Consider the following 24,738-nt stretch of genomic DNA (forward strand, 5'->3'; position numbering starts at 1 on the left):
GTACAGAATACCTTTACCCCATTGCTAAGGGTTTCCACACTCTCCCTTGAAAGTGTAACTTCGATGTCAATGTATAAAAGTCTTCTGATGTAGAAATATGTCATCCCACTACTCCTTTCCATTGGCAATATATATTGTTCATTTTCCCTACATAGAACAGATTATTCAAGTTGGGCTGCAGATTAATGGATACTCCTTGTATACACTCCAATAGTTGGCCCTCTAGTCTATACTAAGTTTGTGCCTGTCACTACCCACAACTACCCACAATTTGTCGAATTCTCCTCGACAAGATTCGGGTGGTGACACAGGCACACTCTTTCTTCGATAGTCGTTTATACTGTGAATATTGTGGAAGGTGTACCACTTATGCACGGAGAAAAATTAATTCAACATGGTGGAATAACTTTTGAAACTCAAGCTGCTTCAGGAGCTATGGAGTTTGAAGGGTTTGGGGATATTATTCTTTTGCATTTATCCCATTTGGGATTTATATCAGTATGCTAAAACCAAGTTGGTCTTTCTTGAAAAAGATTGTACCAATAGCGGGAGTTAGTTTGTTATTCGAAGTATTGCAATTCATCTTTGCTATAGGAGGCAGCGATATAACTGACCTTATGGGAAATACATTAGGTGGAATGATTGGAGTTGGAGTTTATATTGTATTTCGTAAGCTGTTCAGTACAAAAGCAAATAAAATCCTGAATGTTTTAGCTTCAATCGGAACAATAGGCATTTTGGCATTAGCGTTGTTATTAATTATTGGTGTGATTAGGTACGGGAATTATGGCTAATAGATGAATTGAACCATCGGACATTATTAACAGAACGCAGAGTGACAACGATTGTAAATTATTGACGTGTTGAGGCGGCTGTTCCTCTTGCTGTATGCGAGCACACAGAATATGGAGTGAATCCTGATACAAAATATCCGGCAATGATTATCATAATGAAGTAGTGAGCTCAATGGGTTTTTTTTTATCTTTCCATTTTTTACAAAAAATGTTATGATTAAAAAGAATTATTTTTGTTCGGTGTAAAGGATTTGTAACTTTTCATCTTGATGATCACTGAGAGCAAGGATAGTATTACATTGTGTGTGTTTACACACTAGGAGGCAATACAAATGGAACAAGGTAAAGTAAAATGGTTTAATGGCGAAAAAGGCTTCGGATTCATCGAACGTGAAGGTGGAGAAGATGTATTCGTTCATTTCTCAGCGATTCAAGGCGAAGGTTACAAAACTTTAGAAGAAGGTCAAGCAGTGACTTTTGACGTGGAGAAAGGTCAACGTGGACCTCAAGCTTCAAACGTACGTAAAACTGCTTAATTTTACAAAACAAGGAAGGCAGGCTCTTTTATGGGGGTCTGCTTTTCTTTTTTCCTGTGAAACAAAGAACCCCCACTCGTAAAGGAGTAGGGGACATGAAAACAGTAAATCAAATGGTAAACCAAGTGTAGCATATAATTAAGGATTATCCTAATTTAATGAGAGTGGCTTATAAAATGACTCTTATTTTTATGAGATCCTTAAAGGATATTTTCTGCTTCGATTCTAATCGACTATCAAAGTGAGGATGTCCTAATTTCTTTTTAACTCTTTTAAAAACTCATTTAACTGCATCTTTTAACGCTTTACCTGGCTTGAAGGCAGGAACTTTTCCAGCAGCTATCTGAATTTCTTCTCCAGTTTGTGGGTTTCGCCCTGTACGCGCAGCCCGTTCACGAACCTCAAAGCTGCCGAATCCAATCAATTGAACGTTGTCGCCATTTTTCAATGCTTCTGAAACTGTATTAAAAATGGCATCTACTGCTTTGGATGCTTCTTTTTGTGTAAGTTCTGCGGATGTAGCTACTTGATTAACTAATTCTGTTTTATTCATTTTTATAAACACTCCTTTATACAATCCGTATGGAACGTACCTTAGTTGTAACATAGCGTACATAAATTCACAACTGTAAGCCTTATTTTCTTTATTTATTGAACTTGGATATTAACGTATGTATATTACAGTGCAACGGCTTTTTTGTATCATTTCATTATGTTGTTATCCTCATGTACCCAAGCATGGAACAAAAACCGGCATTCGCAAATTGATGCAAGAGAACCGTCCCCACGCATCAAAAAATTGACTCTAATGAAAAATCAACTTAACATAAACTAAAAAGTTAACACCTGAGTCCATGATCTTGCCTACCTCGTGCCGTTTGAGACGGTTAAGGCCATCAGCAATTTTATCAAAGGTAATTTGTGAAGTTCTTCCGATAAAAGAATCTCCCTGTATTAAATACAGATAATTATGAAAATTCACTTTACCAGACAACTGTATCTTGTTAAAGTAAAAGAGACAGCATTATTTAGTGGTTAAGCCCTTTTATTAACGTGATACATAAGCTAATTTCACTGTAGATAGAAGTTAGAAAAAATGCACCCTATAATATTGGTTTTTACTATTCCAATTCATTTTCCGTCTGTTGTAAGCGTTACCAAAAATAAAAAGTAATTGTTTTCCACTTGGAAAGGGGGAGGGGAGCCTAAGATGGATCATACTATTCTTTTGAATCGCACTTGGGAGAGATTTGTGAAAGAAGATGTATTGGATTCGAGCAGAATTTCTAAACAAATTCTTGAATCTTGGTACAGATGTAAAGAGAGTAACGTAGATCCCTATTTAGTCAAAGGCAAGACAGTGGTGTTCGGTGACGAATATTTCAGTAAAGTATCAGAAAATGAAACGCTATTAAAAATAGCCACTCCTTATATTCAATCCTTATGGAGGTCCATCAAAGATAAATCTAGAATTATTATGCTTACTGATGCTAACGGTTATGTTTTAAAGGTGATAAGAGATAGCCTAATCGATCCGATCTGTAACCAATTAAACCTAATTGAGGGTGTAAAGTGGACCGAAAAGGAAGTCGGGACGAATGCAATTGGAACTGCACTGGCAATAGAGGAACCCATTCATGTCGTCGGGAAAGAACACTATTCACTCCTATCACAAAACTGGACTTGTTCAGCTGCACCGATTAAAAACTCACGTGGTGAGTTAATTGGGGTTCTGGATATATCTAAGAACCAGCCTTATTACGAATTCGATATTTATAGTCTCACTGTATCGACATCATATGCCATTGAATCTGAGTGGAAACTGCAGGAGCAAAGAGATCGGATCACCCTGGTAGAACAATTTCTGCAGTTTAAACAAAAGGGCAATGAACAAATGATGATCTCAGATATAAATGGTTATTTGGTTACCGCTAGTGATTCCATCATGAAAATCATAAGAGATGGTAATAACCCTCATGATTTTGAAGTGAAAAACCTGAAAGATTTTGGAATAAAGATTTTAACTAAGCAGCCTCTTTACTCAGGGGATCATCGATTAATTGGATTCAAACATTTTGTGAAGCATGTAAATGAGAATTCTAATCATTATTTTTCTGCAGTAGAAAACTTTACATTTATGGGGGAACAAGGAAATAGTATCGCTTTTAGAAAGATTCTATGTGAGATGAAAAAAGCGGCAAAATCCAATGTTACGGTCTCTATTTATGGAGAAAGCGGAACAGGGAAAGAAGTGGTGGCTAAGTCGATCCATGTAAATAGCGACAGAAAGGACAAGCCCTTTGTTGCCGTTAATTGTGGAGCTATTCCAAAGGAATTATTAGAAAGTGAATTATTTGGTTATGTAGAAGGTGCTTTTACAGGGGCTAGAAAAAAAGGGTACGAGGGAAAATTTGTTCAGGCCAATAGAGGAACCATATTTTTAGATGAAATTGGAGAAATGCCATATTCCATGCAGATAGCCTTATTAAGAGTCCTTCAAGAGAAAGAAGTGGTACCAATTGGTTCGGAAAAGCCTATACCTGTTGATGTAAGAATTATCACAGCGACCAATAAAAAATTAGAAGAACTAGTTAGGCGTGGTGAATTTAGGCAAGATTTATACTATCGTATCCATGTATTTGATCTTAAAATACCGCCCCTAAGTGAAAGGAAACAGGATATACCTGAGCTGGTTAAGTATTTTTTAAAGTCTAAAAATATAAATCTTACTATCTCATCAACTATTATGGATAAATTGACGACGTATTCCTGGCCCGGCAATATCAGGGAATTATTTAATGTCTTGGAAAAAATGATGATCTTATCTGAAGGGAAATCTTTGAAGCTTTCACACTTGCCTTCTTATATTAAAGAAAGCAATGACAATCCCAGCACACCGATAGAACCTAAAGTAGAGTCAACCAATAATGTAGAGGGGGGATTCTATTCAAACAATCATAAGCTTCAAAAAGAAAACATGATAAAAGCGCTTCAGAGTACGAATGGCAATATAAAAGAAGCTGCCTCGTTAATTGGAATGCCTTTAAGTACGTTTTACCGTAAAATGAAAAAGTTTAATATTTAATGAAAAAATATGTTCTATAGCCAAAGCCAGTATATATGGTTTTTGCTGATAAGACAATCCAAAAAGAAAAGGGCCAATCTGGCCCTTTTCTTTTTGTGTACAGAGTTAACACATGAATAGGGTAGCATATATATTTCGTGTATCGGTTTTTTAAAACAATAAAGGTATTGCCTATATTTTCACTTTAGCTATTTTGTAGTTCACTCTTGGCATAACCTCTTCTTGAAGTAATCTCATTGATTTTTTCCAAATATCGGGTGTCTCGCTATAATCATAGCCTGTTACGAGTAAGGCCCCAAATCCGCCAACCGTTTCATAAAGATTTACTATTTTGTTTGCTACAGTTTCTGGAGAGCCGACAAACCAATTGTGTTTGGCAACATATTCAGGTGTAATTTGTGATTCATCAACAGATTCTTCATGCTTGAATACAGATACTGCACGAAGACTTTGGAAAAGGGGAATCCAATATTCGCGATGCTGTCTTCCCATCATTGAATTTAGTGATCCTTCAATTGCTTCCTCATCCGTATCTGCTACAAACACATCACGTGTAATCCTCCAGTCAGATCTCGATGGTGTTTTTCCGCTTCTTTTTGCACCTTCCTCAACAGATTTCCAATGACCGGCTATATACTCATTGTTAGCTCCAAGACTCATTGGAATAAACCCTTTCTCACCAGCGGTTTTTAATGTTTCAGAACCAGGACTTAATCCGGTAACACCAATTGGCGGGTGTGGTTGTTGATAAGGATAAATATGGTAGCTTGCATATGGATTGCCTTCAATTTTATTTGCCTTCCAGTAAGCTCCTTCAAATTGGAAAGGCTCTTTCTCATTCCAAAGTTTCAGCATGATTTCTAAAGCTTCTGCCATCATGGTTCGATTCTCGCCATTTGCAGCATCAACACCAAAGGTTTCACTATCTGTCAGCAGGCCTCCCGCTCCAACTCCCAGCATTAAGCGCCCTTGTGAGAGATGATCTAGATACGCCACTCTATGAGCGAGCTCAACAGGGTGATGGTATGGCAGTAAATGAGCGCCTGGTGCAAGTCTAATCTGCTTAGTTGACGTTAAAGCCTGAGCAATCATTAAATCCGGAGCTGGAATAGGTTCCCATGGTGCAGTAAAATGCTCTCCGATCCAAGCCTCTTGATATCCAAGCGTATCAGCATACTGAATCATCTCTAAATCCCATTGCGTTGCATCATATAAACTTCTTTCCGGTGGGTGTGAGGGCATTAAAAATAAACCTAATTCCATACATTCATCTCCTTTTTAAATACATGTACACTTATTCATAGTGCAAATTTCGTGCCAACTTAAAAAAAGGAGAAATGTGCTGATCCTATCCATATTTTCAAAAATTCAGCCGTAATATTATTGCTAGAAATTTCTCATTTTTCTCATCGCAGCCAGTAAATCTCAAATTCTATTCTATTTCTCAGCTTCTCACTTTTCTCATTTTTCTCATGATGCATGGGTGAAGCATGGGGACGGTTCTTATGCATCATTTCAATCGTAGTTATCCTCATACACTTAAGCGTGGATCATAAACCTGTTTTTAGGGTCAGTCCCCCGATACTTTAAAGCATTACCTGATTGGTGGCCTGACTCCGTTTTTATAATATAGGTGCAGGTTAGCCAAAATGGTCTAAAATCATTTCGTTAAATCGTTAACTCCAAATCAAGGGATGTGAAATCCTGCGAATAAGCGAGTATTCGGGAGAAAATCGTATTAAACTGAGGGAGTTGAACAAGATAAAGTACCCTATGGGGGCATAAACCAAGGAGGATTCATACCTTTTTTGTTGAATCTTCTATTAAACTTTAATCAGTAGGGTGTGTGGCAGCATCAATATTAATCAAAAAAATGACGGAAGGGGAAGTTTATGATTTTTAAATCTCCACAAATTAATCTATATGTTGATAATTTGGAGAAATCAATAGGATTTTATCAGAAACTGGGCTTTACACAAACCTTTGTAGCGGAAATGGATGGTAAGCCAGTACATTATGAATTATTATTGGATGGTTTCAAGATAGGTATAGCCTCTAAAGAATCTGCAAAAGAAATTCACGGGTTAAACCCTGGTCAAAATATGGGCTGTGAAATTGTGGTATGGACAGAAGATACCGATTCAGCCATCCAGTATTTAATCGAAAATGGTGCTACGATGTTATCTCATCCTCATAATTTTTTAAATGATCTAAGGTCGGGTTGGGTAACAGACCCTGATGGAAACCCAATACAAATCGTTTGTAAAAGAAAAAAATAAGTTACTTCAATTAAAGGTGCGTTAGTTAAATGGAGATTAACATTGAAATCCAGTTAAAGATGGTGAAAAGAAGTGGAGAAACAATTTGAAATTGCACACCGTTTTAGTAGTCATCATCGAAAGCAATTAGTAAAGGACAAAATATGTGGTTGCTTTTATTGTGTGAAAACCTTTAATCCCTCTCAAATCACCGAATGGTGTGATGATGAAAATACAGCATTATGTCCTTATTGCGGAATAGATTCCATAATTGGTGAGAGTTCAGGTTTTCCCATAACTGAACAATTTCTAAAAGGAATGCATAAGGAATGGTTTTAATATCGGCTAATTCAACTAACAGGGGCGATGCTTTAACTAGGCATCGCCCTTTTCCTTGTTTGACTAACTGAGCAGGATAGTTTAATAAGAAATTGGAAATCAAGAAGGAATATGGATATCGATACAACATTATGTTAAACTCTACGATATATTATCCCATTATTTTACATTATCAGAGAATTATGGAGGTTAGAGTATGAATGATGGATTTACAACGGTTCAGGACGTTATAGAAAATTATAAGTCTGCTGTTTATGAACAGGATGTTGAGAAGTTTGTATCAGCATATGCAACTAACATTCAAGTTTATGATTGTTGGGAAGACTGGGCGTATAAAGGTATTTCGAAGTGGAAGGAAGCTGTGAATGGTTGGTTTAACCACTTGAAAGAGGAAGGTGTTCAACTCAAAGTAGAGTTGAATGATTTAGTTGTTGAAGAAAATGCGGGACTTGCCTTCATATATAGTAATATGTCTTTAATAGCTTACAATGTGTCTGGAGAGAAACTACGCCAGATTACTAATAGATTTACATTTGGATTAAAAAAGGAAAATAATTCTTGGAAAATAATACATCAACATTCATCATTACCAATCAGTATGGAAACGGGAAAATGCATTTTTAACTTAAAGTAATAACCAGAATTAACTAAAATATAATCATTCCTTAAATTATAGGGGTATTCTTTAAATAGAATATCAATGAAAGCTAAGCACCGTCCTTTCTCTACATTTTATAATAAGGGAAGGGTGGTGTTTTATTATGGGAATTACAGCAAACGGATCTTGATAGAAAAAATTGTAACGTTTTATCTTCTTTTGTAGAAAACAACCAACTAATTCCTCAATCATGCTAAAGTGAACAAAACATATCTGAGGAGGAAGGGTAGTGCAGTATATTGATAGTTTCGGTTGGGTCCTAAATATAATTCTATTGATTTGTTTTGTTATAGCATTATTGACGCTAATGAGAAAACCGAAAGAAAATAGAAAGAACACAAAGAAGAAAATGTGAAGGGACGATATTTTATGAGTAATAGTGTTTTGTTAGTTGTTGATGTTCAAACAGCATTGATTAAAGAACATCCATATAATGAGAAAAAGGTAATTGGGAATATCAAAAAACTTATCTCTATTGCAAGAGATTCTAATAAAGAAGTGTTATATGTTCGGCACGATGATGGTATAGGTGAAGAATTAGAATATGGTACTGATGGATGGCAGATTTATCATGAAATAGCACCTAATAAGGATGAAAGGGTTTTTGAAAAAAATGTAATAGTGCATTTTTCAAAACTGGCTTAAAGGAATATTTGGAGAGTAAAAAAATAGATACTATTATTTTGACAGGACTTCAAACAGAATATTGTATTGATGCAACTTTGAAAAGTGCATTTGATAATGGATATAGTGTAATTATTCCAGAACAAACAAATACAACTTTTGATAATGAGTATCTATCCGGTGAAAAACTTTATGAGTTTTATAATTATAAAATATGGAATAATCGTTTTGCCAAAGTTCTATCTGTTGATGAAGTAAGCAAAATTTTGTTTAGGTAAATTATTTTTTGGGTTAAATAGATTTAATAAAGTCACAATATCCTTATTTCACAAACGGGGTGCCAACCCTCAAGAACCAATTAACGGGAAGCAAAAACTGAAGATTTGTCAATTGAGCTCTGGCTATTTCCTTCTTTAAACAATTGAGACAGCCATCAGTAAAAGGGATTTATATTAAAATATGAATATTAAGCAATGGAGGAAAAGGATGCAAATTTGTAAGCAGTGGATTCAAGAAGATAGTGATTTTATACGAAAGAAGGTAATTGAATACAACCTTTCGATACTACCTGATGAAGTAAAGCAGCCTTCAATGAAAGTTAGCTCCGTACTTAGAAATAATGAGGGCAAAATTGTTGGGGGGATTACTGGAACGATTGTCTGGTACCATCTACATATTGAGTATCTATGGGTTGATCATTCGTTAAGAGGAAAAGGATATGGAAAAGAGTTATTAAATCATATTGAAAAAACGGCAATAGAGAATAATTGCAGGTTAATCTTATTAGATACCTTTAGCTTCCAGGCACCAGACTTTTATCAGAAATGTGGATATAAGATTGTTGGAAAAGTTGAAGATCACCCAAAAGGATATAACCAGTATTATTTAGAAAAAAAATTGACCTAATAGACATTAACAAAAAATAAATTTACGATGCTTCAATAATGAAGACCGCTTTTGCATATTCATGTAACGGGGGCGTTAGTTATACAAGCATAAGGCAACAATCATAATCAGGATCTTAATCTTCCACTATCGGGCGCTATTCCTTAGTAAAGAGTAGTTCCCGTTTTGCATATAAGATCCAGATTGTGGAGGATGTAGTTTAGCATTAATAGTGGTGAACCGTATCACAAATAGTGGTAAAGCGAAGAGTAGTAATCAGCATTAGGGAACTAATTCGAAAACCCGGTTAACCGAGGAGATTTCCTTTAATTTTTTTTGCCTTTTTGTCACAAATCAAATCCCTTGCCCGTCATACAGGTAAAATTTGAAAAGGATGATGAGCAATGCAAAAGGTTGATGTGGTCGTGGTTGGTGGAGGTATTGCGGGTTTAACCGCTGCAATTTACGCAGCCATAGCAGGAAAACAAACGGTGGTCATTGAAAAACAGAATCACTTAGGAGGCAGAGCCATTTCTAATAAGAAAAAAGGAGCTTACTTCAATCTGGGTGCGCATTCCTTGTATAAGGGAGATGCGTACGCGACTTTCCAGGAATTGGGGCTGACCTTGCAAGGAAAGCTGCCTTCATCGTTCGCTTATGGCGTTTGGAAAGGAAAATTGAACACCTTGCCTTCGGATATGAAATCCTTGTTTACGACTCCGCTGTTGTCTTGGAAAGGAAAGATGGAGTTTGCTTCCTGTCTTATGAAACTTTCAAAAGTGAATACTCGTCAATTTGACCGGATTAGTATCCGCGAATGGGTAGAAGGGAATTTGCGAGATCCCATGGTGCGCAATATCTTTTATTCGTTACTTCGTGCCGCCAGTTATGTGGTCGGGCCGGATTTGCCTGCCGCAGGTCCTGTATTGAAACAGCTGCAGAATGCCCTTAAAGGCGCGTTGTACCTGGATCGTGGCTGGGGCGAATTGATCGAGGAATTGCAGAAAAAGGCATCCGACCTGGGAGTACGGTTATTAACAAATACCAAAGTCTCGTCCATCGATACCCGTGACGGGATCGTGCGGCGGGTTCTCTGTAAAGACGGAACGAAAATCGATACACACCATGTTATCCTTGCCACAGCACCTTCTATCGCAAATCAGTTGGTGCCGTTTGCAGAGAAAACCGCCCTTCATACCTGGAAAGAACAAGCGATTGAGGTCACCGCGGCTTGCCTGGATGTGGCCTTGAAACGACTTCCCAAGCCTAAACAACAATTTGCTTACGGGATTGATCAAACCGTGCTTCTTAGCAATTATTCGCGTGCGGCTTATCTAAGCGACGATGGCGCGCAAGTCATATCGCTCATTAAGTACCAAGGGAAAGAAACGGACGCGGATAAAGATTTGCAAGAACTGGAAGGCCTGCTGGATTTGATGCAGCCGGGATGGCGGGAAGAATTGATTGTCAAGCAATACCTTCCTAAAATGACGGTTTGTCACGACTTTATGCATATGAAACGTCTCGAGAATCCCGGACCCGCTGTACCGGAAATACAAGGATTATATGTAGCAGGAGAATGGGCGTCGCACGGTGAAGTATTGGTTGATGCCGCGACGGCAAGCGCCAAAAGAGCTATACAACACATGCTCTCCCTTGAGGATAAGGAGAGGAATGCCAATTATGAGCACAGAGGAATTATATAAACGTTATAAAACGGAGCTGTTTTCGTTAGCCTATCGAATGCTCGGTGGCGTCATGGATGCAGAAGATATCGTACAAGATGCTTTTTTGAGCTATGACGGACTGTCTGACATCGGGACAATCCGAAACGAAAGGGCATTCCTATACAAAATCGTAACGAATCGTTGTCTTGATCTTCTGCGCTCTTCAGCAAAAAAACGGGAAATGTATGTCGGTCCATGGCTTCCGGAGCCCCTGATTGGAAAAGGGGCTTCGGACGACGATCCATCCAATAGGTATTTGCGGGCGGAGTCGATTTCCACGGCTTATCTTCTGCTTCTGCAGCAATTGAATGCGACGGAAAGGGCGGTTTTTCTTCTTCGAGAGATTTTTCATTATTCGTTTGAAGAGATTGCCGATATAGTCGGGAAAAGCAGTGCGAATTGCCGGCAAATTTTCCACCGCGCCAAAAAAAGCATCCATTACGACCCGGACCAACAACCGTCGGTTTCCATTGCGGAGGATAAGATTAAAGAGTTTGTGAATTCGCTGTTGCAAGGAAATACGACGAAGCTTCTTGAACTGGTTAGTGAGAATGTTGTGCTCTACTCGGACGGAGGAGGTAAAGTAAGCGCGGCACAAGTGCCTGTTGTCGGGTTTGAACAAGTGCTGAAGCTTCATCGAAATATGATCAATATGCATGCGGGTAAATTTACGTACTCGTTCCTCATGGTGAACGGGCTCCCCGGAATCCGCCTTCGTTTGGATGATGGGATTCAATATGTTTATTCCTTTGCTTATCGAAATCATATGATCGAAGCGATTTATACTGTAGCAAATCCGGAAAAGTTACGACATCTATAGAATCACTACTTAAAAAGAGCTTGAAAGGAGCTGCCGAGGCACTCCTTTCGTTTTTTTACCATTAAACCCTTTATGCTGAACCGTACCATAAGTAAACTAGGTTTTCTCAAAAACGTATGTTAAATGAAACAATGCCTAATCCATAAGAAAAGATATGAGAATGTCAAATTCTGAAATATTGAACTAACGGGTGCTTTAGTAGATTAACAATGTAGAGCCCGAAAAAAAAGTGATGGATCAAGACCATCACTTTTTTTGTTATGTAGTATGATTGTACTTATTTACCTGCTACAGCATCCTTTAATTGCTTTCCAGGCTTAAATGCAGGTATTTTTCCACCTTGGATTTCAATTTCCTCTCCAGTTTGTGGGTTTCGTCCTTTACGAGCAGCACGTTCACGAACTTCGAAGTTACCGAAACCAATTAATTGGACTTTATCTCCATTTTTTAATGCTTGCGAAATAGAATTGAAAATTGCATCTACAGCTTTACTAGCATCTTTCTGTGTTAGTTCGGAAGTTTGAGCCACTTGACTCACAAGATCTGTTTTATTCATTGATAACACTCCTTTAAAATACACTGAACCCTTAATGGGCGTACATCATTTTTACCATATCGTACATAAGTTCGCAAGATATAAATATTTTGTATCTTGTTACTTTTTGCTAGAACAATACTTTAACTAACGTGGCAGGTTAGTAAAAATTTAAAAAATGGCGGTTTCTGTGGTTATTGAATATCCACAGAAAAGCCGCCTATTATTTTGATGACTTATAATAATGATTAAACGAAGAAACTTTTTAATTGTTTGTTTGCTCGACGTATTTTTTAAAATTATTTAATATCGCCTGCCACCCTTGTTGTTGTAACTCAATTGAATTCGTAGTCTCGGCATCAAAAATTTCAATTACTTCGGTTTCGTTTCCTCGGTTGTTAAAGGTGATTTTAACTTTTCTTCCATCGTCCATTGTATAAGCAATTAACTTATGTAGTTTTATTTCATCATAAACTCCTCCAAAATCGAAACCAAAACTACCATCTTTGGCTTCCATTCGGGAAATGAATTTCCCGCCCTCTCTTAAATCATTTTCAGCAAAAGGGGAGTGCCATTCATCTGAAGCAAAGTTCCATTTTGTCATATGAGTTGGTTCTGTCCAATATTCCCATACCTTTTCAACGGGTGCTTGAACAGTGGTTTCTACTATAATTTCCTTAAATGCTTCCATTGTTATCTGCCTCCTTTTAAAATAAATAATTTAAGCGATTTGTTTCTAAAAGTTACCTTGTTATATTATAATATATTTTGAAAAAAAAATCTATTCTGACAATTAGTTAATGGATGGGTAAGATTTATATGTTCATTGTGAAGAAATGTGCTTAAACTAAAGGGTGCGATTGTTCAACAAGGGTAGTCGCTTTTTTGCTACCGGAACAAGTTAAGGAATAATAATAAAATAAGGAGTTGAATAAGTCTTGGTAATTTACGCAGAAGCCCTACGTACAATTTCCATAGTAATACTTATGATTTGTTCTTCTTTCTATCTTCGGCATTTGGTAAAAACCAAAAAACAAAGGAAACTTTCAGCCTTTGAATTTATAATGTGTACAACCATTCAGATAGCATATATCTTCTTTGCAATTAGTTTATTGATTTCTATATTCGTTAAGTGATGGGAAAGGATAGAAAAGTTTGTGAAGAATTACACTTAAACTAACAGACAGAATACTTCTAATATGTGTTAATATAAAAATTGATTTTTCTTTGTTCAACTTCAGAAGGGGCAGGCATTGGTTGCTTTGGAAACTGAAGATTGGAGGGCGTTATTAAAATGGCTAAACTGATCTACCCTATTAACATATCTTTGGACGGTTACATGGAGGACGAGCGTGGCAATATCGAGTGGACGATCTCCGATGACGAGGTGTTTGCGTTCTGGACTGACTTCCATCGCCCTATTGGCACCTACCTATACGGGCGTCGAATGTACGAGTCGATGGTGTACTGGGAAACGGCGAGCGCCAAAAAAGGCGATCAACCGGAGGTAATGCGGGAATTCGCGTAGATCTGGCGAGCTACTGAGAAGATCGTGTATTCCCGGACGCTTCAGGCGGTTTCAAGCGCCAGGACTAGGATCGAGCGCGAATTCGATCTTGATGCGATTCGGAGGCTGAAAGAGTCTTCAGAAGCCGACATTACGATTGGCGGCCCCGAGCTTGCTGGGCAGGTGATGAGTGCGGGACTGATCGATGAGTGTCATCTGCTTGTTAATCCGATCGTCTTGGGTGGAGGTAAGCGAGCATTGACGGACAACCTCCGCATGCGGCTCGAGCTGATCGGTGAGCGTTGCTTACGAAGCGGCGTTGTTCATCTTCACTACCGCGTGATCGTCTGACCGCGACGCTAGAGTGAGATTCAGGAGATACGCTTTCGAGCTTACTAAAATCAAGTGAAATTACGAAAGCCGGAAGTTATGAGCGTCTTCCATTCAACTATAGGGCAGTTTAATTTAAGTGTAATTATTCACAATCTGTATTATTAAATGTCCTTTTCTCCACACCAAAAGACTCCCACCACATGAAAAAGGAAATGAATTCATTATGAAATCATCCCCTAAAATAGTTTGAAACTGCTTATAGTGATATTACTCCTCAATGACTAGCTAAACGTTTTTCAAAATCCGCCTTAAACAACAGAATAGCATCAATATTTACAGCAAAATCGTGGTCACTGATATTAAAATTAGTTATAAATTCGTCAGACCTCTCACGAACCATAATTGTCGGACGGATATTGTCTCCAATAGCGTCCTGAGTTACACCACTTCCATAAATATACCAGTTAGTTTCAGTAGGCTTATTTGCTGCATTTTTAGATAAATCATTTTTTATTATATCGCATAAATTAGCCATAAAATCTTCATTAAGATTCATGTTTTTTCCAAATTCACCATCAACAGTTATATCAGCATCTCCGTACCAAATATTCCTGCTTGTTCGCTTTCCGTCTTTTGAAGTGTAAGTTTCATCAAACAAAATCTTCATTTTCATTACCACCCCGTTAAAGTACAATTTCTTCACACTATTATACACCAATTAGAAATTGCAAAATAGCTTGCTGTTAGTCTCACTAAACTTGTAAGAGTTAGGCAAGCTAACTTCATAGTAAGGTTCCTCCTAAAGTTGTGAGTTGGAGTGGTGTCTATACTCATATCTTACTGAGTAGCCCTATTTTTTCAAAATCGAAAAATAACGATCTAAAGGAATGCTAAAGTGCAGGTTATTTCAATAAAAAGTTAAAAGTAAATAAAAATATGTTAAAATTTAGAAAAGGGTGTGGTTTAAATAGAGGTTATATTACTTTTAATAATCGTGATTGCCTTATGCCTAACAAACTTCATCGCTTTCAAAATTTCTGGAAAAAACAAAAAGAAAAGAATTTGGGCTGGAATAATTATCTTGCTTTTAACTCCTTTAGTCTTCTTTGTTACAGGGATAAGTGTAAGTCCGTTCGACCCAGGTGGATTTGGAACTGGAATGTTAATGGTATCATATAGTTTTTTATTTGCTGTAAACGGTATTATCATCATCCTAATTGGTATATTTACAAAAAAGTCTCTAATCAGCTAATTAGGGGAAAATAATAAGTTATTTTCATCAACAACAGGTGCGTTCCAAGAAGGAATTACGCACTTTTTTGTAGGATTTTTTCAAGGTAAAAGCTGATTGTGAAAAAGTGTAGTTAAACTAATGGGTGCATTACTTGAAGATCCGGCTGCTAATGGCAGCCTTTTTGTTTATTCAACTATAGGATGCAGTTTAGTTTAAGTTGCATAGATTGATCATTTGAACAAAAAAATGAGATTTTAACCCATATATTGAATTCCCCAAATTCTCATAGATGCAATAATAGGAGATAACTTTTCACCTTGTTCAGTAAGAGAATATTCCACCTTCTTTGGTATTGTATTTTCTACTTTGCGCTTCACAATTCCATCTGCTTCGAGTTCCCTTAGTTGTAACGTCAACATCCTTTGTGAAATACCTGGTATTAATCTTTTAAGTTCATTAAACCTGACAGAATTATTAGATAGGATATCGATTATAATTCCTTTCCATTTTCCACCTATAATGTGTAAAGTCATTTCTATAGGACAAGCATTTTTAACTTCTGTACTACAGGCTCCAAACCCATTTAAACGGTTACCCAATTTAGTCACCTCATTTAAGTTACAAAAATGTGCGTAATTACATTACTAACTATTTTTTAATATAGTAAGTTTATCAGATATTCTAAACCAGTCTAAAGGAAGTGCTTTTACATGAACCTGATTCAACTATCTCAACATGTATTTAAATGTGAATTTGAAATCGATGTACCCATCCATATTCCAGTTAACATTTGGTTCATTAAGGATAACGATGATGTTTATCTCATTGATACAGGTATAGAAAAATTAGTAGATGATCAAATGAAGGCAGCCTTAGCAATAGGAAATCCAAAAGCCATTTTACTTACCCATGGTCACAGTGATCATATACGAGGTGCTGCAAAGTGGTTAGAGAACTTTAACATTCCCATTTATGCACATCATAAGGAACTGATTTATATCAATGGAGAAGCCCCCTATCCGAACAAAAATATTCTTGAAAAAACAGGTGTAGCAAATATTGTTCAACCATTAACAGAGCAAACACTTCAACACTTGCCTGTACAATACTATTTAACACCCGGGCATTCTCCAGGGCATGTCGTCTACCATCACGAACTTGATAACATCCTATTATCAGGGGACCTTTTTATCACAAGTAAAGATGATTTACATCCACCCATTAGAAAATTTAGCGTTGATATGAATGAGAACATAGATAGTGGAGCAATAATAGATGAAATCAAGCCAACTCTAATCAGCTCTTCTCATGGACAAGATCTTCTCTACAATAAAGATTTATATAAAAAATATGTATTAAGGTATAGAGACTAAAGAAGAGTCACAGATAATTCAAAAATAAAACAATCAAACGGTAAGTGTAACCCAAGTAGGGAATTAAACACTACCGAACTAGGAATTTTTCAAATACCGAATCAATCAATTGTGTTTTTGAAAAACAAGAACTCTTTTTTCTGTTGCATTAATATTTAAAGGTATATTTTTTAATTAAAGATTTATTAAGTTTGGAATAAAAATACTTAAAGTAATGGGTGCTAGAGTTTAAGAAGGATCGTAAATGCTGCGGTTCTTTTCCTTATTGTAGTAACGGGGCAGGATGGTTGAAGAAGGAGTTTCTTTAAACTTAGAAGAATTTGTATTTAAAAATATGTCTAGGAGCTTGTGAATTATATGGAATCCATTAGTAAAAGCGAAGTGAAGCTACGAGATATCACTGAGGAAGATCTTCCTATTTTTTTCGAACAACAACTTGATTCAACGGCGAACTATATGGCTGCATTTACAGCTAAAGACCCCACTGATAAGGACGCATTTTTTGAACATTGGACAAAAATTATCGCTGACGAGACCATCATAATAAAGACCATATTATTCAATGGAATTGTCACTGGACACGTCTCGAACTTTGAACAGTTTGGCGAACTCGAAGTAAGCTACTGGATTGGGAAGGAATATTGGGGTCAAGGTATTGCAACTAAAGCGTTGTCAGATTTTCTGGAGTATATTAAGGTAAGACCGCTCTATGCTCGTGCCGCTAAAGATAACCTAGCCTCCCTCAGAGTATTGGAAAAGTGTGGGTTTAAAATCATTTCTGAAGATAAGGGTTTTTCCAACGCAAGAGGCAAGGATGTTGAAGAATTTATTTTGAAGCTTGAAACTTATGATATGCAATTTAATACCGTAATCGAATGTAGGGTTCTTGACTAGAAACCTTCTGTTGTTTAACTTACGGAGCAGTTTACTTTAAAATATGTGTTCTTAGTAGCAGGGATTATTATTATAGGTACCATTAAATGATAGGGAGGAATGAGAATTAAACATTATAAAGGAAATATTAAATGGCTATTTTATCGCTTGGAATGAAGGATTCATTAGCAAGAATGGTGATGGAATTAGAGCTTATATGTCAAAGAGTTTTGTAGGATATTGGGCTCATTCAAATATAGATAAACCTGAACCGTACTATTATGACTATGACCTCAATAGTGTATTGAGACAAATGGACAATGCTGAAAAAAGTTTTGAAGTTGTTTCAATCACTGAACGTAAAAATGGAGAAGAATATTTAATTTTAGGAAGAGAAACTAACTTAATAAATAGTAAACCTTTTACTGCTCAATGTATGTTTGTATGGAGAAATGAAGATAATGAGTGGAAATTATTGAGAGAATATATTGAGTTGGAAAGGTAGATTCTTCTTTCACTAACAGGGGCGTTGATCCAAGAAGGATTAACGCTTCTTTTTATTGAACTTTATTGAACGGGTGAGGTTTGTTTAAGAAGAAACTCTATTAAAAGATTATAGAATAAATTTAAAACTTAAAAAAGGATAAATTCATTAATTATAGAATACTTTTAGAGAATATTCCTGAAAGCAGAGAGTGGAACGCGTAACACTTCAATCAGAAGGAGAAACATTAATGGATAATGAATTATTAAAAAGTATTAGGAAGTCGGATCATTTACCAATCATTCTAGTGCCTGGATTCTGGCTAGGTGCGTGGGCTTGGGAAGAAGTTGCAGGAATTCTCCGTTCAAGTGGTTATAATGTTAGTTCTCTAACTCTTCCTGGCCTTGAATCAGTAAACGTAGACCGTTCCACCATTACACTATCTGACCATGTTGACTCCATTTGCGAAGCTGTGAAGGCAGCCAAGGAACCTGTGGTACTTGTTGTACACAGTGCAGCAGCGATCTCTGGATACGCGGTGAGTGATCGCATCCCTGAACAAATTGCAGCTATGGTATATGTAGACACATTCCCTGCAAAAGATGCAATGAATCCGGAGTTCGACGCCAACGAGATGCCACTTCCTTCGTGGGAGGAACTAGATGAGGCAGACATCCGCGGGATGAGTGACGAACACCGCAACCTCTTGAAACAACGGGCAATTCCCGTTCCGGGTAATGTTGTACGCGAGACACCTGTATTGGTTAACGATAGGCGGTTGGTTGTACCGAGTACAGTTGTTTGCACGTCTCACTCATCTGATGAATTGAAATCAGTTGTTAGAGAAGGCTATACGTGGATAAGAGGTCTTTCGGAACTTCAAGATGTCACATACATTGATCTAGCAACACATCACTGGCCAATGTGGTCTCGTCCGAAAGAGCTTGCAACCATAATAGGAAATGTTGCACAGCGTAAGCATTGAGGGCTTTTATAAAAAATATTTAGTAACATTTTATTTTGAAGCTATATTGAAAAATGACCTTAAAGTAAAGAAGGCGTTGATCCAAGTAGGATTGATGCCTTTTTTCGAAATGTTTTCTTGTGCTAAAGAGGCAGCATACCTGTAATAACTGAAATTCTAAAAAATTTGTGAAGAAATGTACTTAAACTAAAGGGTGCGTTACTTTAATATCCAGCTGCCATCATTGGTAGCTTTTTTGTTATTCAATTAGAGGGGCAGAATACTTCAATAAGGATTTTGGTTTTTTGTGGTAAAGTTAGAAAAGATTCAGTAAAAAATTTTGTTCAAAAAGGGGATATTACAATTGGGAAAAAGGAAATTATCAATTACAGTATTTATAATAAGTCTTTTTTCATCACTAATTTCGGTTAAATTATTTTGGAATTTAGGTATTTTTGTTGATGAGTATGGTTTAAGCCCTGATATTGTTAATGGAGGCGACTTTTGGCTTGCTATGGATTGGTTAAGATTATTATTACTATTATTGCTGTGTGTAGTATCTGGTATTAGTATTTTTAGAGATAAACAAAATAAGTGAAATTAAGTAAATAAACATTGGGAAGAATTACACTTAAAGTAACGGGTGCAAGAGTTGAAGAACAGGGCTGTTGTTTCGGCAGCTTTTTCTTGTTGTGCTAATGGGGAAGGATAGTTCAATAACTTCGTATAAACATATAGTAAACCAAAAAGAGACATTATACCAACGCTGCCTCTTTTTATATGTTCATAAAGAAAAGGAAGAATTATTTAATGTCATCTGGTGAAATGATTCTATGTTTTAATTCTGAATTCATATCTAAAACACCTATTACAATTTGATTATCTTCCGTCACTGTTATATATCTAAAATAATCATCATCAGAAATCAACAAATCAGTGTCATTCGACGTTTTCTCCATTTTAGCAAAGACATCTTCTGTGTATTCAAGGTGAAAAAAATCATCCAATCCTTTTGTTGAGCTACCTACCCAGGTATACAGAAATTCTTTTAGTGTGATTTGTTCAATTAACGATAACTGTTTCTTGAATTGTAATTTATTTACTGTTACGGTTTTCATCCTCTATCACTCCTCAACGAGTATCTATTGTATACATTGAGGTCCACCACATCAATGTTATTGGCGTAACAATCTGTTTACATTTAAGTTACTTTACTAACGGAGCAGGTTAATGGAAGGAGAGAAATTACTCCATTATATCGTAATCGACTCAAAAGGCTAAAAAAATAAGACTAGGATTGTAAACTAGTCTCAAGTAATAAGTCGTATATGTCTCTTTCCACAATTTCGTCTAACAACATTTTTAAAAAAGAAGCATTTATTTTTTGTTCATAGGCCCTTAAATAACTATCAATTAACTCTTCATTAGACAGTGTTTTAAATCGCATTACTATCTCCTTGTTATTCAATCCAATTTTATTACATAAATTTTCCACACTAACCTTTTAAAAAAGATTTCGAACAACATCTGCTTTATTATAGGGTAATTCTAGAAGTTTTTTAAATTTCTTTGTTAAATTAAAGAGAAGTCTACCCCTTTTTATTATTCCAAAAGCAACAATGTGAAATATTTGTACTTAAACTAACGGGGGCTTTAATACAATAAGGAACAAAATTAAAGAGCCTAAAATATGCAAGTTTTTATCCATTTCTTGCGTATTTTGGCTCTTTTTACATACAAAAAAGATACTGCCATTTATAGCATTTTTTAATACGAGATACCGGTGTTATTTTAATGCGTAAAGAAGGGACAAAAAACTTTTATTATATGAATGTACGTACAGAATTAGGTTTATTAAGAACGCTTGTGACGGATATTGATCAGTTCATGAAGACAATATAAAATGCCTCTTATCTTAGGGAATGACTTTTCTGGTGTCGTTGCAAAGGTTGGCGCAAAAGTGACTCGTTTTAAAGTTGGTGACGAAATATATGCACGTCCACGTAAGAGTAAAATCGGTACTTTTGCTGAATATATCGCAATTCATGAAGATGACATCGCCTTAAAACCTAAAAATTTGAGCTTTGAAGAAGCAGCATCGATCCCGTTGGTTGGGTTAACCTCCTATCAAGCCCTAACAGACATATTGCAATTACAAAAGGGGCAAAAGATTTTCATACAAGCTGGGGCTGGTGGTGTCGGTACCTTTGCTACTGTCGCTAATTTTTGATATGGATGGAACACTCTTTTGAACATTTACGGTCAATGTATAAATGGAATACAATAACGCCTATTGATAAATACTCAGTTAATGCAGATCATACATACTTATTTCCTTTTTTGGGATTTAGTTGATTTTCTTTTTGCAGCACTTTCATTATGTCCAGGTACGAGAGCTGCCCAGGAACAAAGATGTGCCGCAGTTGGAAATTGGTTTTTAACATCAAGATGGAAAATCACCTTTTCCATTTTCCCATTTCCATGTAAAGATTAATTTTTTCATTTAGGAATTTCTAGATACTGCTCTGTAAGGACATGTGTATTCCCGTTTGGAGCATGCATGTTGAACCTATAAGTTCTCTACGTTCTTCCCATCAATAGTCGTCGCGAATCCCTCAGGGCCACAACATTTTTTCAACTCTTCCGACTTTACCCTGCACTGAAAACTCGCTCATTTTTCACAGGATACGTGCTTTAATTGCAAAGTAAAATTATGGACGCTATTCATTATAATCATTATTATTTTCTCCGGTTGCCTCTTCATTTAATAAATATTTTTCCATACTTGAAATTGACTTTCCCATAATGACTGTAATTAATTTAGCCAGCTGGCAACCCCATAAATAGTGTCGGGGTTGGGATAATAATACTTATACCTTCCCGCTTTTCTGAAGGAAACTAACCCAGCATTTTCTAAGACCTTCAAGTGCTTAGTAAAAACTAGTAAAGATATATCAAAAGGTTTCAGCTAATTTTTTTACGGTTTTCTCACTCATTGAAAGTTCTTGGATGATAGCAACTTTTATTTTAAAAACACCACAGGAACGGTTCGCCTTGTTCAAATCGGGCCACAGTCTTGTCCATGGTCTTGAAAGGTAGGAGAAAGGAACATGTCAGAAAATGATCGGTCTCGGTCTGAGCGGAGAAAAAACATACAAGAGCAACAAAGTTCTTCAAAACAGGATGAGAACAAGATGCCAAGAAGAGGATTTTGGAAAAAATTTTTATTTATTTGCCTTACACTTGGAATTGTTATGATCTTGTTTGGAGTGGGCGCTTTTTTCTGGATCATTAAAGACGCTCCGAAGTTTGATGAAACGCTATTAAAAGATCCTTTATCTTCCAAATTTTATGCTAGTGATAGCAAAACCGTCATAGCCGAGATCGGTAAAGAGAAACGGGATGAAATTAATATTAAGCAAATACCTGGATTCTTAAAAAATGCTGTTTTGGCAACAGAGGATGCCCGTTTTTATCAGCATCATGGTATCGATGTGAAACGTACACTCGTCGCCATTTGGACGAATATTACGACTGGTTCTTCTCAAGGAGGAAGTACGATTACACAGCAGGTGGTGAAAAATTCTTTCTTAACCATAGAAAAAACCCCTAAAAGAAAAGTGCAGGAATGGTATTTAGCCATTCAATTAGAAAGAAGGTTCTCGAAAGATCAAATTTTGGAAATGTATTTTAACAAAAATTTATATGGCAATGATGTTTATGGTGTCGCAAAGGCGGCCCAAAGATTCTTCGGACTTGCTCCTGATGAGTTGGATAAATTAACACCGGAACAAGCTGCACTCCTGGCGGGGATTCCACAAAGTCCTAATAACTATACGCCTACTGTTGAAAGTAATCTTATTGCAGCAGAAAAACGCAGAAATATGGTTCTTTATTATATGAACAGGCATGGATATCTTTCCAAATCAGGAATGAAGAAAGCACAAAGCAAACCCATTGAAGATACATTAAATATTCAAAAACCAACCACAAATAAATATCAGGCCTTCGTTGATACTGCCATAACAGAAGTACAAGAAAAAACAAAAGCAAATATTTTTGAAGATGGATTGGAAATATACACAACCATTGACCCAAAAATCCAACAAATAACGGAAAATGTTCTTTCAACAAATGATTATATCAACTATCCAGATAATGATAAGCTGCAAACAGCTGTTATCATTGCCGAGACCCAGACTGGAGCCATTAAAGCCGTTGGCGGAGGAAGAAATTATCAAACCGGCAAATACAACTATGCAACAAGGATTAAACGTCATCCTGGTTCTACGATTAAACCAATTCTTGACTACGGGCCAGCCATTGAAAAATTCAAATGGTCAACTGGACACATAATAAAAGATGAGAAGTATCAATACTCAAATGGAGCCCCTATTCGAAATGCAAGTCATACCTATGCAGGAGATAAAACGATTAGAGATCATCTGGCCTGGTCACGTAATATTCCTGCATTAAAAACATATCAGGAAGTAGGAGCAGACTATGCCACTGATTTTGCCAATAGCCTTGGTTTTCCTATTACAGAATCTCAAAAAGCAAATGAATCGAATGCAATAGGCGCCATTGATGCAGCATCTCCTTTAAATATGGCTGGAGCGTATGCAGCTTTCGGGAATGGAGGTTACTATGCAGAACCATTTACTGTTTCCAAAATAATCTATCCCGATGGAACGGAAAAGAACTTAGCTTCAAGTAAAAAGAAAGTAATGGAAGACTCTACTGCCTTCCTCATCACAGATATGTTACGTACAGTGGTGGATTCAGGTACTGGAACCATGGCAAATGTTAGCAGTCTTGATATAGCTGGAAAAACAGGAACAACCAGCTTCGATCAATCAGCAATAAAGAAATACGGTTTACCTAATAATGCGACAAGAGATGCATGGTTTGTAGGATATACACCGCAGTACACAGGTGCTGTTTGGACAGGCTACACAGAAACTACTTCTTCAGATGACTATTTAGGAAGCAAAAGTGAGCACTTCTCTAAATTAGCGTTTAAAGAGATTATGTCACGAGCAGCTACCAGCACGGAAGGATTTATACAACCAAGCAGTGTTGGGAAATTAGGCAAGGAATACTATGTACAAGGCGGAGAAAAGCCAGCAGCATCTAAGATTGATAAACCAACCAATGCTCAGGCGAAATATGATGAAGCTTCAGATAGCATTCAATTATCATGGAATTATGCTTCTGAAACCAGTTCAGAAACGACCTTTGATGTTTCTTATACAGTGGATGGAATTACAACAAAACTAACATCCACAAATGAAAGCCAAGCAGTACTTCAAAGCCCGGAGAAAGGAAAATCATATACACTTACAATCGTTGCCATTTCTGATGAGATAAAAAGTGATCCAGCATCTGTTTCCATAACAGTTGAAGAAAAAACAGAAGTGCCAAACAGTCCAACCAATTTGCAAGCTTACTTTGATAAAAACTCTAATAATATAGTTATTAGCTGGGACAACAATAATACCATTACTCAAAATGTCAAATTTACCGTTTGGTTTACTGTGAATGGCCGTACGTTTAGATTGAGGCCCATCTCAGAAACCCAAGCAACGTTAAGTAAGCCTAAACCAGGTCAGACTTATGCCATTTCTGTTACAGCATCAAATGATGCAGGTACCAGTACCCCGGCCGCTACTTCAGTTACAGTTGAATACTAATACTGAAAGTAGTAAC

At 36.7% G+C, this 24,738-nt stretch carries 26 protein-coding genes and 3 pseudogenes; 20 read left to right on the top strand and 9 right to left on the bottom strand.

The window, feature by feature from the left end; all coding sequences use genetic code 11:
• The first annotated feature begins 369 nt into the window (after positions 1–369).
• The 3 genes from QNN06_RS04565 (at position 370) to QNN06_RS04575 (ending at position 1,330) form a co-directional block, all read left to right on the top strand.
• Complete coding sequence (locus tag QNN06_RS04565) at positions 370–507, top strand: hypothetical protein (protein WP_284037111.1); 138 nt, start codon at positions 370–372, stop codon at positions 505–507.
• Complete coding sequence (locus tag QNN06_RS04570) at positions 501–794, top strand: VanZ family protein (protein WP_284037112.1); 294 nt, start codon at positions 501–503, stop codon at positions 792–794. The genes QNN06_RS04565 and QNN06_RS04570 overlap by 7 nt, the downstream gene beginning before the upstream one ends.
• Positions 795–1,126: 332 nt before the next feature.
• The gene (locus QNN06_RS04575) at positions 1,127–1,330 is read left to right on the top strand and encodes a cold-shock protein (protein ID WP_284037113.1); all 204 of its coding nucleotides are present in this window, start codon (positions 1,127–1,129) and stop codon (positions 1,328–1,330) included.
• 280 nt (positions 1,331–1,610) lie between these two features.
• Here the strand turns inward: QNN06_RS04575 and QNN06_RS04580 are convergent, their stop codons facing one another.
• On the bottom strand, positions 1,611–1,883 hold the full coding sequence (locus QNN06_RS04580) for an HU family DNA-binding protein (RefSeq protein ID WP_213118585.1): 273 nt from the start codon (positions 1,881–1,883) through the stop codon (positions 1,611–1,613).
• A gap of 699 nt (positions 1,884–2,582) precedes the next feature.
• Between QNN06_RS04580 and QNN06_RS04585 the strand changes: the two genes are divergently transcribed.
• A complete protein-coding gene (locus tag QNN06_RS04585) occupies positions 2,583–4,415 on the top strand; it encodes a sigma-54-dependent Fis family transcriptional regulator (protein WP_284037114.1) in 1,833 nt (610 codons plus the stop codon).
• 171 nt (positions 4,416–4,586) lie between these two features.
• On the opposite strand, the gene QNN06_RS04590 is transcribed toward QNN06_RS04585, so the two are convergent.
• Entirely contained in the window at positions 4,587–5,678 is a 1,092-nt protein-coding gene (locus QNN06_RS04590; RefSeq protein WP_284037115.1) for an LLM class flavin-dependent oxidoreductase, read from the bottom strand.
• A 629-nt stretch (positions 5,679–6,307) separates the two neighbouring features.
• Between QNN06_RS04590 and QNN06_RS04595 the strand changes: the two genes are divergently transcribed.
• The 7 genes and pseudogenes from QNN06_RS04595 to sigJ all read left to right on the top strand — a co-directional run bounded on the left by QNN06_RS04595 (position 6,308) and on the right by sigJ (position 11,726).
• Positions 6,308–6,694 carry a VOC family protein gene (locus QNN06_RS04595; protein ID WP_284037116.1) on the top strand — a complete coding sequence of 129 codons (387 nt, stop codon included), beginning with the start codon at positions 6,308–6,310 and terminating at the stop codon, positions 6,692–6,694.
• A 72-nt stretch (positions 6,695–6,766) separates the two neighbouring features.
• Entirely contained in the window at positions 6,767–7,012 is a 246-nt protein-coding gene (locus QNN06_RS04600; protein WP_284037117.1) for a cytoplasmic protein, read from the top strand.
• 196 nt (positions 7,013–7,208) lie between these two features.
• Positions 7,209–7,646 carry a YybH family protein gene (locus tag QNN06_RS04605; protein WP_284037118.1) on the top strand — a complete coding sequence of 146 codons (438 nt, stop codon included), beginning with the start codon at positions 7,209–7,211 and terminating at the stop codon, positions 7,644–7,646.
• Between the two features lie 393 nt (positions 7,647–8,039).
• Positions 8,040–8,572: pseudogene (locus QNN06_RS04610) on the top strand (cysteine hydrolase family protein).
• A gap of 181 nt (positions 8,573–8,753) precedes the next feature.
• Complete coding sequence (locus tag QNN06_RS04615; protein WP_349654932.1) at positions 8,754–9,200, top strand: GNAT family N-acetyltransferase; 447 nt, start codon at positions 8,754–8,756, stop codon at positions 9,198–9,200.
• A gap of 383 nt (positions 9,201–9,583) precedes the next feature.
• The gene (locus QNN06_RS04620) at positions 9,584–10,885 is read left to right on the top strand and encodes a phytoene desaturase family protein (protein WP_284037120.1); all 1,302 of its coding nucleotides are present in this window, start codon (positions 9,584–9,586) and stop codon (positions 10,883–10,885) included.
• Complete coding sequence (sigJ, locus tag QNN06_RS04625) at positions 10,863–11,726, top strand: RNA polymerase sigma factor SigJ (RefSeq protein WP_284037121.1); 864 nt, start codon at positions 10,863–10,865, stop codon at positions 11,724–11,726. Before QNN06_RS04620 ends, sigJ begins: the two co-directional genes overlap by 23 nt.
• Before the next feature lie 277 nt (positions 11,727–12,003).
• On the opposite strand, the gene QNN06_RS04630 is transcribed toward sigJ, so the two are convergent.
• The gene (locus tag QNN06_RS04630; RefSeq protein ID WP_213118581.1) at positions 12,004–12,282 is read right to left on the bottom strand and encodes an HU family DNA-binding protein; all 279 of its coding nucleotides are present in this window, start codon (positions 12,280–12,282) and stop codon (positions 12,004–12,006) included.
• 244 nt (positions 12,283–12,526) lie between these two features.
• Positions 12,527–12,952, bottom strand: coding sequence for an SRPBCC family protein (locus QNN06_RS04635; RefSeq protein ID WP_213118580.1), 426 nt, complete (start codon positions 12,950–12,952; stop codon positions 12,527–12,529).
• 603 nt (positions 12,953–13,555) lie between these two features.
• Between QNN06_RS04635 and QNN06_RS04640 the strand changes: the two genes are divergently transcribed.
• Complete coding sequence (locus tag QNN06_RS04640) at positions 13,556–13,789, top strand: dihydrofolate reductase family protein (RefSeq protein WP_284037122.1); 234 nt, start codon at positions 13,556–13,558, stop codon at positions 13,787–13,789.
• A 24-nt stretch (positions 13,790–13,813) separates the two neighbouring features.
• Positions 13,814–14,119, top strand: a complete 306-nt coding sequence (locus tag QNN06_RS31345) for a dihydrofolate reductase family protein (RefSeq protein WP_217034842.1) — start codon at positions 13,814–13,816, stop codon at positions 14,117–14,119.
• Positions 14,120–14,375: 256 nt separating this feature from the next.
• Here QNN06_RS31345 and QNN06_RS04645 read toward each other — a convergent pair whose 3' ends face one another.
• Entirely contained in the window at positions 14,376–14,768 is a 393-nt protein-coding gene (locus tag QNN06_RS04645) for a hypothetical protein (RefSeq protein ID WP_213118578.1), read from the bottom strand.
• Between the two features lie 821 nt (positions 14,769–15,589).
• A complete protein-coding gene (locus QNN06_RS04650) occupies positions 15,590–15,934 on the bottom strand; it encodes a winged helix-turn-helix transcriptional regulator (protein WP_284037123.1) in 345 nt (114 codons plus the stop codon).
• 111 nt (positions 15,935–16,045) lie between these two features.
• Here QNN06_RS04650 and QNN06_RS04655 point away from each other — a divergent pair, with 111 nt between their 5' ends.
• The 5 genes from QNN06_RS04655 to QNN06_RS04675 all read left to right on the top strand — a co-directional run bounded on the left by QNN06_RS04655 (position 16,046) and on the right by QNN06_RS04675 (position 19,627).
• On the top strand, positions 16,046–16,708 hold the full coding sequence (locus QNN06_RS04655; RefSeq protein WP_213118577.1) for an MBL fold metallo-hydrolase: 663 nt from the start codon (positions 16,046–16,048) through the stop codon (positions 16,706–16,708).
• A 357-nt stretch (positions 16,709–17,065) separates the two neighbouring features.
• On the top strand, positions 17,066–17,602 hold the full coding sequence (locus QNN06_RS04660; RefSeq protein WP_213118576.1) for a GNAT family N-acetyltransferase: 537 nt from the start codon (positions 17,066–17,068) through the stop codon (positions 17,600–17,602).
• Positions 17,603–17,798: 196 nt separating this feature from the next.
• The gene (locus QNN06_RS04665; protein WP_249366703.1) at positions 17,799–18,086 is read left to right on the top strand and encodes a DUF4440 domain-containing protein; all 288 of its coding nucleotides are present in this window, start codon (positions 17,799–17,801) and stop codon (positions 18,084–18,086) included.
• Between the two features lie 190 nt (positions 18,087–18,276).
• The gene (locus QNN06_RS04670) at positions 18,277–19,050 is read left to right on the top strand and encodes an alpha/beta fold hydrolase (RefSeq protein ID WP_213118575.1); all 774 of its coding nucleotides are present in this window, start codon (positions 18,277–18,279) and stop codon (positions 19,048–19,050) included.
• 343 nt (positions 19,051–19,393) lie between these two features.
• Positions 19,394–19,627, top strand: coding sequence for a hypothetical protein (locus QNN06_RS04675; RefSeq protein WP_249366702.1), 234 nt, complete (start codon positions 19,394–19,396; stop codon positions 19,625–19,627).
• A 205-nt stretch (positions 19,628–19,832) separates the two neighbouring features.
• On the opposite strand, the gene QNN06_RS04680 is transcribed toward QNN06_RS04675, so the two are convergent.
• Entirely contained in the window at positions 19,833–20,147 is a 315-nt protein-coding gene (locus QNN06_RS04680) for a hypothetical protein (RefSeq protein ID WP_284037124.1), read from the bottom strand.
• 173 nt (positions 20,148–20,320) lie between these two features.
• Positions 20,321–20,476, bottom strand: coding sequence for a sporulation histidine kinase inhibitor Sda (sda, locus tag QNN06_RS04685; RefSeq protein ID WP_213118573.1), 156 nt, complete (start codon positions 20,474–20,476; stop codon positions 20,321–20,323).
• A 447-nt stretch (positions 20,477–20,923) separates the two neighbouring features.
• Here sda and QNN06_RS04695 point away from each other — a divergent pair.
• A pseudogene (locus QNN06_RS04695) lies at positions 20,924–21,241 on the top strand (alcohol dehydrogenase catalytic domain-containing protein); the annotation flags it as partial.
• Between the two features lie 125 nt (positions 21,242–21,366).
• Here QNN06_RS04695 and QNN06_RS04700 read toward each other — a convergent pair.
• Positions 21,367–21,465: pseudogene (locus QNN06_RS04700) on the bottom strand (transposase); the annotation flags it as partial.
• A 674-nt stretch (positions 21,466–22,139) separates the two neighbouring features.
• Between QNN06_RS04700 and QNN06_RS04705 the strand changes: the two are divergent.
• Positions 22,140–24,722, top strand: a complete 2,583-nt coding sequence (locus tag QNN06_RS04705; protein WP_284037125.1) for a PBP1A family penicillin-binding protein — start codon at positions 22,140–22,142, stop codon at positions 24,720–24,722.
• The last annotated feature ends 16 nt before the right edge of the window (positions 24,723–24,738 follow it).

The sequence above is a fragment of the Neobacillus sp. 114 genome (genome assembly GCF_030127045.1).
GTDB lineage: Bacteria > Bacillota > Bacilli > Bacillales > Cytobacillaceae > Neobacillus > Neobacillus rhizophilus.